At 68.9% G+C, this 13,550-nt stretch carries 12 protein-coding genes; 6 read left to right on the top strand and 6 right to left on the bottom strand.

Annotated elements, in window-relative coordinates:
• Positions 1-47: 47 nt before the first annotated feature.
• Positions 48-1,250 carry a methionine adenosyltransferase gene (metK, locus tag HUW46_RS41355; RefSeq protein WP_215544105.1) on the bottom strand — a complete coding sequence of 401 codons (1,203 nt, stop codon included), beginning with the start codon at positions 1,248-1,250 and terminating at the stop codon, positions 48-50.
• 62 nt (positions 1,251-1,312) lie between these two features.
• The gene (locus tag HUW46_RS41350) at positions 1,313-2,962 is read right to left on the bottom strand and encodes a glycine/sarcosine N-methyltransferase (protein ID WP_215544104.1); all 1,650 of its coding nucleotides are present in this window, start codon (positions 2,960-2,962) and stop codon (positions 1,313-1,315) included.
• Between the two features lie 1,000 nt (positions 2,963-3,962).
• On the opposite strand from HUW46_RS41350, the gene HUW46_RS41345 reads away from it, so the two are divergent.
• The 3 genes from HUW46_RS41345 (at position 3,963) to HUW46_RS41335 (ending at position 8,607) form a co-directional block, all read left to right on the top strand.
• The gene (locus tag HUW46_RS41345; protein WP_215550423.1) at positions 3,963-4,796 is read left to right on the top strand and encodes a HalD/BesD family halogenase; all 834 of its coding nucleotides are present in this window, start codon (positions 3,963-3,965) and stop codon (positions 4,794-4,796) included.
• Positions 4,797-4,843: 47 nt separating this feature from the next.
• The gene (locus HUW46_RS41340) at positions 4,844-6,646 is read left to right on the top strand and encodes a choline/carnitine O-acyltransferase (RefSeq protein WP_215544103.1); all 1,803 of its coding nucleotides are present in this window, start codon (positions 4,844-4,846) and stop codon (positions 6,644-6,646) included.
• Positions 6,647-7,332: 686 nt separating this feature from the next.
• Positions 7,333-8,607: a helix-turn-helix domain-containing protein gene (locus HUW46_RS41335; RefSeq protein WP_215544102.1), complete on the top strand. Its 1,275-nt coding sequence runs from the start codon at positions 7,333-7,335 to the stop codon at positions 8,605-8,607.
• Here HUW46_RS41335 and HUW46_RS41330 read toward each other — a convergent pair.
• Positions 8,604-9,143 (bottom strand): YbaB/EbfC family nucleoid-associated protein, encoded by a 540-nt coding sequence (locus tag HUW46_RS41330; protein WP_215544101.1) that lies wholly within the window; start codon positions 9,141-9,143, stop codon positions 8,604-8,606. The genes HUW46_RS41335 and HUW46_RS41330 overlap by 4 nt on opposite strands.
• Before the next feature lie 49 nt (positions 9,144-9,192).
• Positions 9,193-10,365, bottom strand: coding sequence for an L-rhamnose isomerase (rhaI, locus tag HUW46_RS41325; RefSeq protein ID WP_215544100.1), 1,173 nt, complete (start codon positions 10,363-10,365; stop codon positions 9,193-9,195).
• A 98-nt stretch (positions 10,366-10,463) separates the two neighbouring features.
• Between rhaI and HUW46_RS41320 the strand changes: the two genes are divergently transcribed.
• Positions 10,464-11,456, top strand: coding sequence for a LacI family DNA-binding transcriptional regulator (locus tag HUW46_RS41320; protein ID WP_215544099.1), 993 nt, complete (start codon positions 10,464-10,466; stop codon positions 11,454-11,456).
• Here HUW46_RS41320 and HUW46_RS41315 read toward each other — a convergent pair.
• Positions 11,431-11,901, bottom strand: a complete 471-nt coding sequence (locus HUW46_RS41315; protein WP_215544098.1) for a MarR family winged helix-turn-helix transcriptional regulator — start codon at positions 11,899-11,901, stop codon at positions 11,431-11,433. The genes HUW46_RS41320 and HUW46_RS41315 overlap by 26 nt on opposite strands.
• Before the next feature lie 83 nt (positions 11,902-11,984).
• Positions 11,985-12,179: a hypothetical protein gene (locus HUW46_RS41310; RefSeq protein ID WP_215544097.1), complete on the bottom strand. Its 195-nt coding sequence runs from the start codon at positions 12,177-12,179 to the stop codon at positions 11,985-11,987.
• Between the two features lie 62 nt (positions 12,180-12,241).
• On the opposite strand from HUW46_RS41310, the gene HUW46_RS41305 reads away from it, so the two are divergent.
• Positions 12,242-12,865 carry a UdgX family uracil-DNA binding protein gene (locus tag HUW46_RS41305; protein WP_215544096.1) on the top strand — a complete coding sequence of 208 codons (624 nt, stop codon included), beginning with the start codon at positions 12,242-12,244 and terminating at the stop codon, positions 12,863-12,865.
• Positions 12,866-12,968: 103 nt separating this feature from the next.
• Complete coding sequence (locus HUW46_RS41300; protein ID WP_254125453.1) at positions 12,969-13,373, top strand: PPOX class F420-dependent oxidoreductase; 405 nt, start codon at positions 12,969-12,971, stop codon at positions 13,371-13,373.
• The last annotated feature ends 177 nt before the right edge of the window (positions 13,374-13,550 follow it).

The raw sequence follows: 13,550 nt of genomic DNA, 5'->3' as shown, positions 1-13,550 counted from the left end.
CGACGGGGCCCGCCGCCGATCACCGCCCGACGCACTTCGAAACAGTCCTACGCCTTCGCGGCGTCCTTCAGGTCGGCGGCGCGGTCGGTGCGTTCCCACGGCAGGTCGAGGTCCTCCCTGCCGAAGTGCCCATAGGCGGCCGTGGGGGCGTAGATCGGGCGCAACAGGTCGAGGTCGCGGATGATCGCGGCTGGCCGCAGGTCGAACACGGCGGAGATGGCGGCTTGGATCTTCTCCGGCGCCGCCTTTTCCGTGCCGAAGGTCTCGACGAACAGGCCGACCGGCGCCGCCTTGCCGATCGCGTAGGCGACCTGGATCTCGGCGCGCTCGGCCAGCCCCGCCGCCACCACGTTCTTCGCCACCCACCGCATCGCGTACGCGGCGGACCTGTCCACTTTGGACGGATCCTTGCCGGAGAAGGCGCCGCCGCCGTGCCGCGCCATCCCGCCGTAGGTGTCCACGATGATCTTGCGCCCGGTCAGCCCCGCGTCACCCATCGGGCCGCCGACCACGAACCGGCCGGTCGGGTTCACCAGCACGACCGGCTCGCCGGGGTCGAGCCCGAGCGATTCGATCTCCGGCGCGATCACCTGCTCGCGCAGGTCGACCGCGAGCATGCGGTCGAGGTCGATGCCCTCGGCGTGCTGGCTGGAGATCACCACGGTGTCGAGCCGCACCGGGCGGTCGCCCGCGTATTCGATGGTCACCTGCGTCTTGCCATCGGGCCGCAGGTACGGGATCGCGCCGCTGCGGCGGGTTTCGGTCAGCCGCCTGGAGAGCCGGTGCGCGAGCGCGATCGGCAACGGCATCAGTTCCGGGGTGTCGGAACACGCGTAACCGAACATCAGCCCCTGATCACCCGCGCCCTGGCGGTCGATCTCGTCCAGCGCGCTTTCCAGCCGCGATTCGTACGCGGTGTCGACGCCCTGCGCGATGTCCGGCGACTGCGCTCCGATCGCGACGTTCACCCCGCAGGAGGCGCCGTCGAAACCCTTGGCGGAACTGTCGTACCCGATGTCGAGGATCCTCTCGCGCACGAGCGACGGCACGTCCACGTACGCCTCGGTGGTCACCTCCCCCGCCACGTGCACCTGGCCGGTCGTGATCATCGACTCCACGGCGACCCTGCTGCGCGGGTCGATCGCGAGCATCGCGTCGAGCACGCTGTCGCTGATCGCGTCGCACATCTTGTCCGGGTGCCCCTCGGTCACCGACTCGCTGGTGAACAGCCTCTTGCCCGCATTCCGCACGGTTCGACCCTTCGCTCTCGGTGGTCCTTGCCTGTCGTGGCCGCGTCTTCAGAACGCGGTCTTCAGAACGTGGCGTGGAAAATGCCCCACGCGAGGTTTCCCGCGTGCCCGCCGTCGACCCAGTGCCGGAGCCCGACCTTCATCCTCGCCAGGTATTCGTCGCTCACGCGGCCGGCTAGCTGGGGCTCGGCACGCTCGGTCTCCTCGAGCACGCGGCCGTAGTGCGTCGCGACCTGGGCGGTGTGGTCCTCGAACGCCAGGGTGCTGACGCCGAGCCGGTTCAGCTCGCGACGGTAGAACCCCGGTGAGCCCATCGACTCCAGGTGTAGCCGGTCCAGAATCGGGCGGAGCGCGGAGCGTTCGACGGAATCGGAGGCCATCGGGTCGGTGAACACCAGGTCGCCGCCCGGTTTGAGCACGCGCGCCACTTCCTGCAGCACGCGCACCCGGTCGCCGCTGTGCAGCATCGCGTCCTGCGACCACACCGCGTCGAAGTGGTTGTCCTCGAACGGCAGGTCCTCGAAGGACCCGTCGACGACCTCGATCAGTCCGGTCAGTCCCTGCTCGGCGGTCAGCTCGCGGTTGCGCGCGTTCTCCACCTCGCTGAGGTTCAGGCACCAGACCCGGCACCCGTAGGTCGCCGCGAGGTACCTCGCGGCGCCCCCGTACCCGGAGCCGATGTCCAGCACCGTGCTCGCCTCGGTGAGCGGCAGCGCGCCGGCCATCCGTTCGACGGTCCGGCGGCTCGCCACGGCGATCTCCTCGGCGAGGTGGTCGTAGAGTCCGATGTGGATGTCTTCGCCGCCCCAGATGGAGAAGTAGAAGTTGTCGGCGTCCTCGGAGTTGTAGTAGTCACGGGCGACGGTGACCGCCGCCGAATAGGTGATGCCGTCCTCTGCACTTTTCACGTAGTTCTTCTCCGCGACGTGGATGAGGAAATCGGGTTCGTCCTCGGCGAAGGTGTCCTGGAAGTCGCCGTAGGTTTCGAGGCGCTGGAAGCCCACCTCGCGGAGCAGCCGCCGGACGTAGTCCTTGCGCAGCGGGTACATGTTCAAGTGGAACTGCGAGCGGTCCGGGAAGCGGTATCGGAACCTCGCCAGCCCCTCGTCGACGTATTCGGGCTCCGCGGTCACCGCGTCACCGCAGTAGTAGTATGTGTGCTTGCTGGAAAATCCGTTGTCCAGTATCGCGTCGTAGTTGCGCTGGTCGAGGATCAGGATCCCGTCGTGCTTGAGCACGGCGTAGAACTCGGCGAGCGCTTTGCGGCGGTCCCGTTCGGAGAACAGGTGCGTGAAGGAATTGCCGAGGCAGATCACCGCGTCGAACTCGCCGTGCACGTCCCGGTTGAGCCACCGCCAGTCCGCGTGCACCACTTGCAGGATATGGCCGCCGTAGTTCTTGCCGTTCTCGAACGCTTTGACGAGCATCTCCGGGCTGCCGTCGACACTCACCGTGTCGAATCCCTCTTCCAGGAGGCGGACCGAATGGAATCCGGTCCCGGTGGCCACGTCGAGCACGGATTTCACCCCCCGCGACTTGAGGAGGTCGATGAAGAAGCTTCCTTCGCTCTCGTACCGCTTCTTCCAGTCGATGAGCTCGTCCCACTTCTCCACGAAACCCGTGACGTACTCGTCCGTGTAGTGGTCGGTGTCCCGCACCTGCAACGGATCCGCACCGAACGCCTGTGCGGGATGCGAAGTAAGGTCCGTCATTTTCGTATCACTCCAGGGTTCGGCCGTACACAAAAATCATGGTGGTCGAAAAAGCGCGTGCGCACGCGTCACCGCGACACACCCCGGGAGCCGGTGAAATCGGCGTAACGGCCGCACGCAGCGCGGATCCGGTCGCCGAACCGTCGTATCTTGATCGCTCGCCCCGACTCGGACGGTCTTCGCGGGAAATCGACGCTGATCGCCCGCGAAACCGCCTGCCGATCAATGTATGGCAGTGCCGCGGCAACTATCAATGCGGCGATGGCATGACGTGCGGTTTCACCCGTTGTATAGCGTCCGCGGGAGCCTCGGACGACGCGCGCACCGGCCGTCGAAGCGGCATACCACGTGGTAGGTCGGTTGCGAAGACGACCTTCGGGTACCAGGAAACGTCAAGAACGGACACGCTGACCACTCGCGGCAGCCTCACCCGTTCAGCGCAGCCGGTCGCACACCTGGTCACCCGCGGTAGAGATATAGGCGTTCATGTGACCCGCACGCCCGATCACATCCTCCCTTGAGGTCATCGCGTTCCTGACTGAGTGTGGCAGCGCTCTGCGCACCACGATGCGAAGGACGCAACAATTTCACCGACTGGGCGCCCGGCGAGCGGCCGAATCACGACGGGCCACTCAGCGGATACTTCCGATGTCCGGGGCGTGTCAAAATATCCGCATTCCGTTAATACTGACGATACAATTCGACATTCGCGAGCGGACATCCGGGCACCCCGCACGGACCACCAGGCGACCGGGGACGGCCCATTATCGGTCATCAGCGAACTTGGCAACCGCCATTACGGCGACGGTTCGGCGTGTCGCCCGCGTGGCAGGTGTCACAAACGCGTTCGTGGCCGGGAGCAGGCCCTTTTCCTGTGCTAAACCCGGATGGGCGAAACGCGGCTCACCCAGCGGAGGTAGGGACCTTGGCAGCGCACCAGTCACGACGTAGTGGCGGCTCGGCAATCCTCGAGACGACCGGTTCGGCCGATCTCGCCGAAATCGTCGACACCGCAAGGTACCCGCTGATCGAGTCCGGCACGGCTTGGACCGAGGCGGTGTCGGCGGTGCGCGACGACCTCCGCCGCGACGGCTGCAGCGTGCTGCGGGACTTCGTGCGGCCCGCCCTGCTCGACGTGCTGCGCGAAGAATGCGCGGAGCTGGCGCCGTCGGCGCACTTCGACAGCGAGATCGTGAACGCGTACAACATCGCGACCGACGCGCCGCTGCCGGAAGGGCATCCCGGCCGGATGACGATGGAACGCGGCAACGCCTTCGTCGCGCGCGACCGCATCCCGGCCAGCGCGATCATCCAGCGGCTCTACACCAGCGCGGTGTTCCGGCGCTTCGTCGCGGACTGCTTCGAACTGCCCATCGTGCACGAGCTCGCCGACCCGCTGTCCGGGCTGGTGCTCAACGTGGTCGAACCGGGTATGTCGCACCCGTGGCACTTCGACGTCAACGAGTTCACCGTGAGCATGCTGACCCAGGATTCCGAAACGGGCGGCGTGTTCGAGTACTGCCCGAACATCCGCTCCGCCGAGGCCGAGAACTTCGACGACGTCCGGTCCGTGCTGACCGGCGACGGCGGGCGGCTGGTCCGCGAGCTGACGCTGCGGCCGGGTGATCTGCAGCTGTTCAAGGGCCGGTACTCACTGCACCGCGTCACGGCCGTGCACGGCACGACCGCGCGGCACTCCGCGATCTTCGCCTACAGCGAGCGGCAGGGCGTGATCGGCAGCGTCGAGCGCACGAGGCAGCTGTTCGGCAGGGTGCTGCCAGCCCACCTCGCCGCCGCACGGCGCTCCGTGCGCGGCGACACGCTGCTGGACTAGGGTTTCCGCCGGAACCGACCCCACACCACCCCCGAGCGACACCGAGGATGACAGTGACAAGCAGCCAGGAATGGTCGACCCGCACGTTCGGCAACGAGAGCAGGTTGCCGAGGGTGCCGCTGCCCGCGCTGGAGGACAGCTGCGAGAAGTTCCTCGCGTGGTGCGGCCCGCTGCTGACCCCGGACGAACTGACCGTCACCGAGAACGCGGTCACCGAGTTCCTGCACGAGGGCGGTTTGGCGCGCAAGCTGCAAGCCGAGCTGGAGCGCTACAACGCGAGCGAGGGCGTGGAAAGCTGGCTCGACACGTTCTGGCCGTACCGCTACCTCGGCCGCCGCGACCGGATCGCGCTCAACGCGAACTTCTTCTTCCTCTTCGCCGCGTCCGCCCAGTCCCAGATCGACCGCGCGGCCGGGCTGATCGCGGCGGCCGTGGGGTACAAGCGCAAGCTCGACGACGAGCGGATCCCGCCGATCATCCAGCGTGGGCAGGCGTTGTCGATGGCGCAGAACAAGTTCCTGTTCTCCACCACGCGCATCCCCGGCGAGGTGCTGGACACCGTCCGCGCGCCCTACAGCGACGCCGAGCCCGGTCCGTCGACCGCCCGCCACATCGTGGTCTTCTTCCGCGGCAACATGATCCGCATGGACGTGCTGGGGCCGGACGGCCTCCCGTACGACCTGGACGACCTCTCCGCCGGGCTGGAGGCGGTGAAGAAGGCCGCCGCGAACGAGAACCCGGTCGGTGACGCCGTCGGGCACCTGACCACGAAGGCGCGCGCCGAGTGGGCGGCCAGCCGCCAGTCGCTCGTCGCGCTCGACCCCGCGAACGCCGAGGCGCTCGACACCGTCGAGACGGCACTGTTCTGCGTGTGCCTCGAAGACTTCGCCCCGCGCGACACGCAGCACGCCTGCGACGAACTCCTCTACGGCGACCGCGGCAACCGGTGGTTCGACAAGGCCGTGTCGTTCGTGGTGTTCGAAGACGGCAACGCCGGGATCAACGTCGAGCACTGCGGCCTCGACGGCACCACGATCCTGAGCTTCGTCGACACCCTGCTGAGCGGGACTCCGGAGGAGCACTCGGCCGCTTCCGGTGCGGTGTCGCAAGGACTCCCCGCGATCGAGCCGGTCGAGTTCGTCCTCGACGACGCGCTTCGCGCCGACGTGACGGCCGCCGCCGAGGCGTTCGCCGCCTACGGTGACGCCACCGCCACCACCACCGTGTCCTTCGAGGACTTCGGCACCAACCAGGCGAAGGCGCTTGGCTCGTCCCCGGACGCCTTCGCACAGCTGGCGTACCAGCTCGCGCACAAGCGCAGCAAGGGTTTCACCGGCGCCACCTACGAGTCGATCGCGACCAGGCAGTACCAGAACGGCCGCACCGAGGCGATGCGCGTGGTCACCCCGGAGGTGCTGGACTTCGTCTCCACAATGGACGATCCGGCCGCGGACCGCGAAGCCAAGAAGGCGGCGTACCACGCGGCCGCGCGCCAGCACGTGGCGCGGGCGAAGGAGTGCCAGGCCGGGCAGGTGCCCGAGCAGCACCTGTGGGAGCTGCAGCTCATCCACCGCCGCCACGGTGGCGAGGAACCGCTGGCCCTCTACGAAACGCCGGGCTGGCTGAAGATGCGCGACGACTACCTCAGCACCAGCTCGGCACCGTCTGAGCACATCCAGTTCTTCGGCTTCGGCTCCACCAGCACCCAGTGCATCGGCGTCGCCTACGTGCTGCTCCCCGACCGGTGGAACGTCTACCTCAGCACGCCACTGCCGGTGGCCGACGAGATGCACAAGTTCGCGGCCAAGCTCACCGAAGCCGTCCTCGAACTGCAGGTGCTGCTCGCCTGACGGGGACATCGGCGGCGCGAAGGCAGCGTGCGGGGAGCTGGGGCGGGCTCCCCGCACGCCGGTCACGGGCGCCGCGAATCGCGCGCACTAGTCCGGTGCGCGCCTCGCGGAACGGTGAGGGCACGACGAGCAGTGCTCGTCGCCGACGTCGGGCTGTTCGGCTGGCAGCCATCGCGGGCCGGGGTGCCGCCGGTGGCGACGCCGCCCGTGGACCAGGGTCTTCCGCATTTCGTCCGTCGCATGTCCGGAAAGCCCTTCGGGTGAGACGACATGAATTCGCGCTGCCATGATCACCGTTCCCGCGGATAGTGCGAGAAAACAAGAGAACAAATAAGTGAACGGCCCCTTGTTTACTGGCCAGTAACACGGTAGCAGCGCACCACGTCGCCCATCAACGAACAACCGTGCCGTTGTCACGCGGGAACGAGGTTTCCCCATAGCCAGTACTAACGCGGGCGCAAGGACCGCACGTACCGGAATCGACTCCGCCGACCGGGCAGACGTCAGGAACAATTGTCATCGTGAGCCGAATTCCGGCGTGGAGAACCCGCATTTCGGCACGGTTGTCGGTCGCGAACGGGTTCCGGCTGTTGCCAAACGGAACCGGCCGTGAGTGCATGGGCGGGGTGCCCACCGCCGGGCACGGGGACCGAACGCCGCTTCGACGTGGAAGTGGGGAACGCAGCATGAGCCATCCCGCCGCCGACCGGATCCGGCCGCCCGACACGACTTCCGGCAGGAGCACCGCCTCCGCGAGCCCCGCGCTCTCGCTGTGGTTCTCCCTTCCCGCGGACGTCGCCAAGCGGTTCCGCCCGCACATGGGGACCGTCGCCGGGAAGATCCTGGCCGAGATCCAGGGTTCGGTCCCGGAGTACGCGCAGCCGCTGGAAGGCCAGTTCGGCACGGTCATCACGACGGCCATCGAAAAGGCCGTGGTCAGCTGCATCGACAGCATCGAAGACCTCCGCGCGGCCGAGGACGACTGGGTCGAGCTGTTCCGGGAGGTCGGCAGGCGGGTCTTCCTCGACGGGCGGAGCCTCAACTCGCTGCAAGCCGCCTACCGGGTCGGGGGCAGGGCCGCGTGGCGCTACATTTCGGCCTTCGGCCAGGCGATGCGCCTGCCCGCACCGATGCTGTGCGTCACCGCGGAAGCGATCTTCGCCTACGTCGACGAAATCTCGTCGTGTTCCGTCGAGGGGTACACGATGGCGCAGGCCCGAGCGGCGGGCACGCTCGAACGCAGGCGGCACCGCTTACTCGAACTACTCCTCGCCACTCCCCCGTCCTCGCCCCAGACGATCGCCGCGATGGCCGCCGCGGCGAACTGGCCGCTGCCCGACCGGGTCACCGCGGTCGCGCTGGAGCCACGGGAAGGGCACGACCTGGAGCACCCGGCACCGTCGATGCCCGAGGACGTGCTGATCGACCTCGAAGGCGCCCGCCCGTGCCTGGTGACCGCCGATCCCGCACGCGATCTGCGCACGCTGAGCACCGAGATGACCGGCTGGCGTGCGGCCGTCGGGCCAGCCGTGCCGCTCGCCGAGGCGGCCACTTCGCTGCACTGGGCGTACCGGACGATGGACCTCGTGCGCCGCGGGATCGTCGAGGACGCGCCGGTCACCCGCGCCGGCGACCACCTGTCGAAGCTGTGGTTGCTGCTCGACGAGTTCCTGCTCGACGAGCTGACCAAGCAGGCGCTCGGCCCGTTCGACGGCCTCACCCCGAAGCAGCAGCTGCGGCTCGGGGAAACGCTGCTGGCGTGGCTCGACTGCGACGGCAGCACCCCGGAGATCGCGGGTCTGCTGAAGATCCACCCGCAGACCGTCCGCTACCGGCTCAGCCAGCTCACCGAGCTGTTCGGGAGCAGGCTTTCCAGCGCCTCGGCCAAGTTCGACATGCAGGTGGCGCTGCGGGCGCACCGGCTGCTCGGAACGAGGCCGCCGGGCGAGGAGGCGGGCTAGTCGCGGCGGAGGAAGGTCTGGTCCTCGCCGAAATCGCCGTCGTCGCCGCCGTCGCGGCGGCGGCCGGGCGCGGGCCGCCGCGGCGGTTTCGGCGCGGGCGGCTCCTCGTCGTCCTCGGTTTCGATCTTCAGCTGACGGCCGGGCGCTTCCGCCGCCGGTTCCTCGTCCTCTTCCGGCGCGGGCGGGAAGTTCTCCTCCGCGGTGGCCACGATGTGCCGGGACGCGTCGTCGTCGCCCACCGTGTCGGCGACGATCTCCCGCATCTTCTCGGGGTACTGCGACTGCGCCTTCCGCATGGCCTTCAGCACGTTCGCCGCGATCTCCTCCGGCCGCATGCCCAGCACGGCGTCGGTCATGGCGACGTCGGTGGGCAGCCCGTTCGGCCCGACCGTCACGCTCACCGCGCCGCCCGCCACCGATCCGGTGATCGAGATCTGCTCGACCTGCGCCTGCATCTCCGCGTAGCGCTGGGACTTCGCCACCGCGTCGCGTTCCCAGTCGTCCACCATGCGTTCCACATCGGACAGGTCTGCCACCGCTCGCACCCCTCGTCGCACTTACCCTGCAGTGCTCAAGGATGCCACGTCACGCTCCCCAGCCCGCCTGGCTCCCGCCGATCCGCTCGGCCACGATCCGCTCCGGGTAACCGGACCGGAGGTAGGCGGCCAGCGGATCGGGGTCGAGATCGCGCTCGGCGCGCAGTTCGGCGAGCATCGGCCGGACGTCGGTGTGGTAGGCGTCCATCAGCACGTCGTTGGCCGCGATCACGTCACCGGCGCGCTGGGCGTCGGCGAGCGCCTCGGTGTCGACGAGCATCGCCTTCGCGGTCGCCTCCTGGACGTTGCACACCGACCGGATCTGGCCGGGGACCTTGGGTTCGATGTTGTGGCACTGGTCGAGCATGAACGCGATCCCCGCCGACGGCTCGTACCCGCCGCCGCGCACCACCTCGTAGAGGATCCGGAACAACTGGAACGGGTCGGCGGCACCGACCATGAGGTCGTCGTCGGCGTAGAACCGCGAGTTGAAGTCGAAGGCGCCGAGCTTGTCCGCGCGCAGCAGGAACGCGACGATGAACTCGATGTTCGTGCCCGGCGCGTGGTGCCCGGTGTCGACGCAGACCCGCGCCTTCGGCCCCAGTTCGAGGCAGTGCGCGTACGCGGTCCCCCAGTCCGGCACGTCCATCGTGTAGAACGCTGGCTCGAAGAGCTTGTACTCCAGCAGCATGCGCTGGTCGTCGCCGAGTCGCGTGTAGACGGTCGCGAGCGCTTCGGCGAGCCGGTCCTGGCGGGCCCTGATGTCGTCCTGGCCGGGGTAGTTCGTGCCGTCGGAGAACCACAGCTTCAGATCGCGCGATCCGGTCGCGTCCAGCACGTCGACGCAGTCGAGCAGGTGCGCCACGGCCTTGCGGCGGATGCGCGGATCGGGGTTGGTCACGCTGCCGAGCCGGTAGTCGTCGTCCTGGAACACGTTGGAGTTGATCGTGCCGAGCCGGATCCCCGCCGACTCGGCGTAGTCGGCGAGCTTGCCGTAGTCGTCGACCCGGTCCCACGGGATGTGCAGCGCCACGCTCGGCGCCACCCCGGTGAAGGCGTGCACCTGCGCGGCGTCGTCGATCTTCTCCTCGACGGTGCGGGGCACGCCCTGCTGCGCGAACACCTTGAACCGGGTGCCGGAGTTCCCGTACGCCCACGACGGCGTCTCGATGGCCTGCGTGGCCAGGCGTGCTTTGACCGCGTCCGCTGAAACTGGTCCCACGAAAAACTCCTCGGCTACCGGAAGAAGGCTCGGACAGTACGGCTGAAACGTTTCATTCAGATGCTAAGCTGCGGTGCGGCGAGGAACAAGGGGGCCGGATGGTCGGCATCAAGGACGTCGCACGGCGGGCGGGCGTATCGATCGGCACGGTGTCGAACGTAGTCAACCGCCCGGAAGTGGTCTCGCACGCGACGCGCGCGAAGGTGCTCGCCGTGATCGACGAGCTCGGGTACGTCCGCGACGAGTCGGCGCGCCAGCTCCGCGCAGGGCGCAGCAGGGTGCTGGGGTTGCTCGTGCTCGACCTCGGGAACCCGTTCTTCGTCGACGTGGCCCGCGGCGCCGAGGAGGCCGCGCGGAAGGCCGGTCTCCACGTCGTCACCTGCACGAGTTCGCAGCAGGTCGACACCGAGGCGTCGTACCTGTCGATGTTCGCCGAGCAACGGGTGCGCGGTGTGCTGCTGAGCCCGGTGACCACCGACGCCGGGGCGCTGTGCGCGTTCCGCCGCGGCCGGATCCCGTTCGTGCTGGTGGACCGCTCCGCCCCCGCGGACGACGTGAGCTCGGTATCGGTCGACGACGTCGTCGGCGGCACGCTCGCCGGGCGGCACCTGCTGGAGACCGGGCACCGCCGGATCGCTTTCGTCAACGGGCCCGAGGTCCTCGCCCAGTGCCGTGACCGGCGTGCCGGGCTGACGGCCGCACTGACCGGTTCCGGCGCCGAACTGTCCACAATGGAGGTTCCAGCGCTCGACGTGGCTTCGGGGCGGGAGGCGGGCACCCGGCTACTCGCCCGCGCGCCGCGGCCGACGGCCGTGTTCTGCGCCAACGATCTGCTGGCGCTCGGCGTGCTGCAGGCCATGGTCGGCGCGGGCGTCCCGGTACCGGGCGAGGTCGCGATCATCGGCTACGACGACATCGAATTCGCCGGTGCCGCAGCGGTCCCGCTCACCTCGGTCCGCCAGCCCGCGAGGCTGATCGGACGCACCGCGGCGGAACTGCTCATCGCCGAGACCGGCGACGGCGAGCAGCCCGAGCATCGCGCGGTCGTGTACGAACCTTCGCTCGTCATCCGGGAATCGACCCGCCGCTGACGGCGCTTTCGTAGGCGCGCAAGGTGTCCACGAACAGGCGGCGTTCGTCCGGGGTGAGCGGCCCGAGCGCGGCCCGCCACGCGGTGGCCCCCTGCGCGAGCCACTCCTCGATCGCGGGGAGGTGCCGGTCGGTGATGCTGACGATGCGACGCCTGCGATCGGCGTCGTCCTCCTCGCGCGCCAGGATTCCCTTGCGGCTGAGTTCGGAGACCATGAGGCTCACCGTCGCGGGTGCCACTTCGAGCCGCTCGGCCAGTTCGTTGACCGTCATCGCCCCGTCGAAGAGCAGGTAGGACAACAGAGACAGGTGCCGCGGCGCGAGGGAAAGCGACTGCAGCTCCTCGGGGACCGGGATGCGTTTGACCCGTCCGATCATGCGCGGCATCAGCAGCAACAGCGCGCGCACGGCGTCGTCGGCGTCCAGCCCCTGCCCGTCCGAGGACATCGCTTCCCTTTCACCAGCGCGGTCCGCGAAACGGCTTCGCGGCCGAAGGTGAGTGTGTCACGGCCTGCCCCGCGGTGGACCGGTCAGTCGCCCTCGGCTGCTTCGCGCACTTCCTCGGCGACTTCGCTCCAGTCCTTTTCGGACGGCTTCCGCTCCGGTTCTCCTTCTGGCGGCACGACGCGGCCGTCGGGATCGACCTGCACCCGGTTGCGGTTGGCGACTTCAGGGTTGTTCTCGGTACTCATGTCGACGGCATACCCACCGGCGCGGGTTCCCATGCCGGTTTGGCACGCGGCCTTCGCGGGTAGGCCTGCGGGCGGATTCCCGGAGGAGGACCACGGTGACCGACGCCGAACCGTACGTACCGGATACCACCGAGATTTCCCGGCTCGCCTCCGCGGTGCGGTCCTGCCGCGGCTGCGGGCTGTACCGGGACGCGACCCAGGCCGTGTTCGGCGCCGGTCCCGAGGACGCGTCGGTGGTGGTGGTCGGTGAACAGCCCGGTGACGTCGAGGACCGCGAGGGCGAGCCGTTCGTCGGCCCGGCGGGGCACCTGCTCGACGAGGCGCTGGGCGAGGCCGGGATCGACCGCGGGAGCGTGTACTTGACCAACGCGGTCAAGCACTTCAAGTTCACCCGTCCCGAACGCGGCAAGCGCCGCATCCATCAGAAGCCCGGCCGGACCGAGATCGTCGCCTGCCGGCCGTGGCTGCTGGCCGAACTGGCCGCGACCGGGCCGGAGGTCGTGGTGTTCCTCGGCGCGACGGCGGCGCAGGCGTTGCTCGGCAGCCGGTTCAGGGTGACCAAGGAGCGCGGCCGGGTGCTCGACCTGCCGGACGGCATCACCGCGCACGCGGCCAAGTTCGTGGCGACCGTGCACCCGTCGTCCGTGCTGCGCGCGCCCGACCGCGACGCCGCCTACCGCGATTTCCTCGCCGACCTCCGGGTCGTCGCGGCCGTGTGAGGCGGCGCGCGAACGGGTAGCCGGGATGATCACGACGACCACAGGAGGCGATCATGGCGGCACGGACCGCGGACGGGCCCGAACTGCGGACGGGCCCGAACTGATGCCGGAGACCCGGGAACTGGCCGGTGGCAAGAACTTCGCCGCGGTGACGACGGTGCTCCCGAGCGGGCGGCTGCAGACCCAGCTCGTCTGGGTGGACGTCGCGGACGGGAAGATCCTGCTGAACACCGAGACGCACCGGCGCAAGTACCGCAACGTACGGCGCGATCCGCGCATCACCGTGGTGATCAGGGACGAGCAGGACCCGTACCGCTACGCGGAGATCCGCGGCCACGTGTCGGACACCGTCACCGGCGACCGGGCGCGTGCGCAGATCGACGAGCTGGCGCACAAGTACATCGAAGGCCCGTACCCGCCGGACGCGATCAAATCGGAGCGGGTGATCGTGCTGGTGACCGCGGAGCGGCAGACGTTCATCGACCAGAACGCCGGTGTCGCGGACTGACCGCCACGCGCGCTACCAGTGCTTTCCGGTCGTCGCTTCGGCTGTGCGGTTGATGTTCGCCGGGGGTCGGGATCTTAGCGTGGAGTGGGTCCCGACGCCGCCGGACGGAGCGACCGGATGCGTCCCCGCGACCACGATGCCACCACGCGGCGTCCGCTGACGCCCTGGGAGCGGACG

The sequence above is a fragment of the Amycolatopsis sp. CA-230715 genome (assembly GCF_018736145.1).
Taxonomy (GTDB): Bacteria; Actinomycetota; Actinomycetes; order Mycobacteriales; family Pseudonocardiaceae; genus Amycolatopsis.
Note: the sequence above shows the minus strand (reverse complement) of the source record. Positions and strands in the feature narration are given on the sequence as shown.

Bases quoted from the DNA above. Each gene is read 5' to 3' on its own strand.
- HUW46_RS41315 (WP_215544098.1), bottom strand. From the start codon at position 11,901: ATGTCCTCGGACGGGCAGGGGCTGGACGCCGACGACGCCGTGCGCGCG.
- HUW46_RS41300 (WP_254125453.1), top strand. From the start codon at position 12,969: ATGCCGGAGACCCGGGAACTGGCCGGTGGCAAGAACTTCGCCGCGGTG.
- HUW46_RS41350 (WP_215544104.1), bottom strand. From the start codon at position 2,962: ATGACGGACCTTACTTCGCATCCCGCACAGGCGTTCGGTGCGGATCCG.
- HUW46_RS41340 (WP_215544103.1), top strand. From the start codon at position 4,844: ATGACAGTGACAAGCAGCCAGGAATGGTCGACCCGCACGTTCGGCAAC.
- HUW46_RS41310 (WP_215544097.1), bottom strand. From the start codon at position 12,179: ATGGGAACCCGCGCCGGTGGGTATGCCGTCGACATGAGTACCGAGAAC.
- HUW46_RS41320 (WP_215544099.1), top strand. From the start codon at position 10,464: ATGGTCGGCATCAAGGACGTCGCACGGCGGGCGGGCGTATCGATCGGC.
- HUW46_RS41335 (WP_215544102.1), top strand. From the start codon at position 7,333: ATGAGCCATCCCGCCGCCGACCGGATCCGGCCGCCCGACACGACTTCC.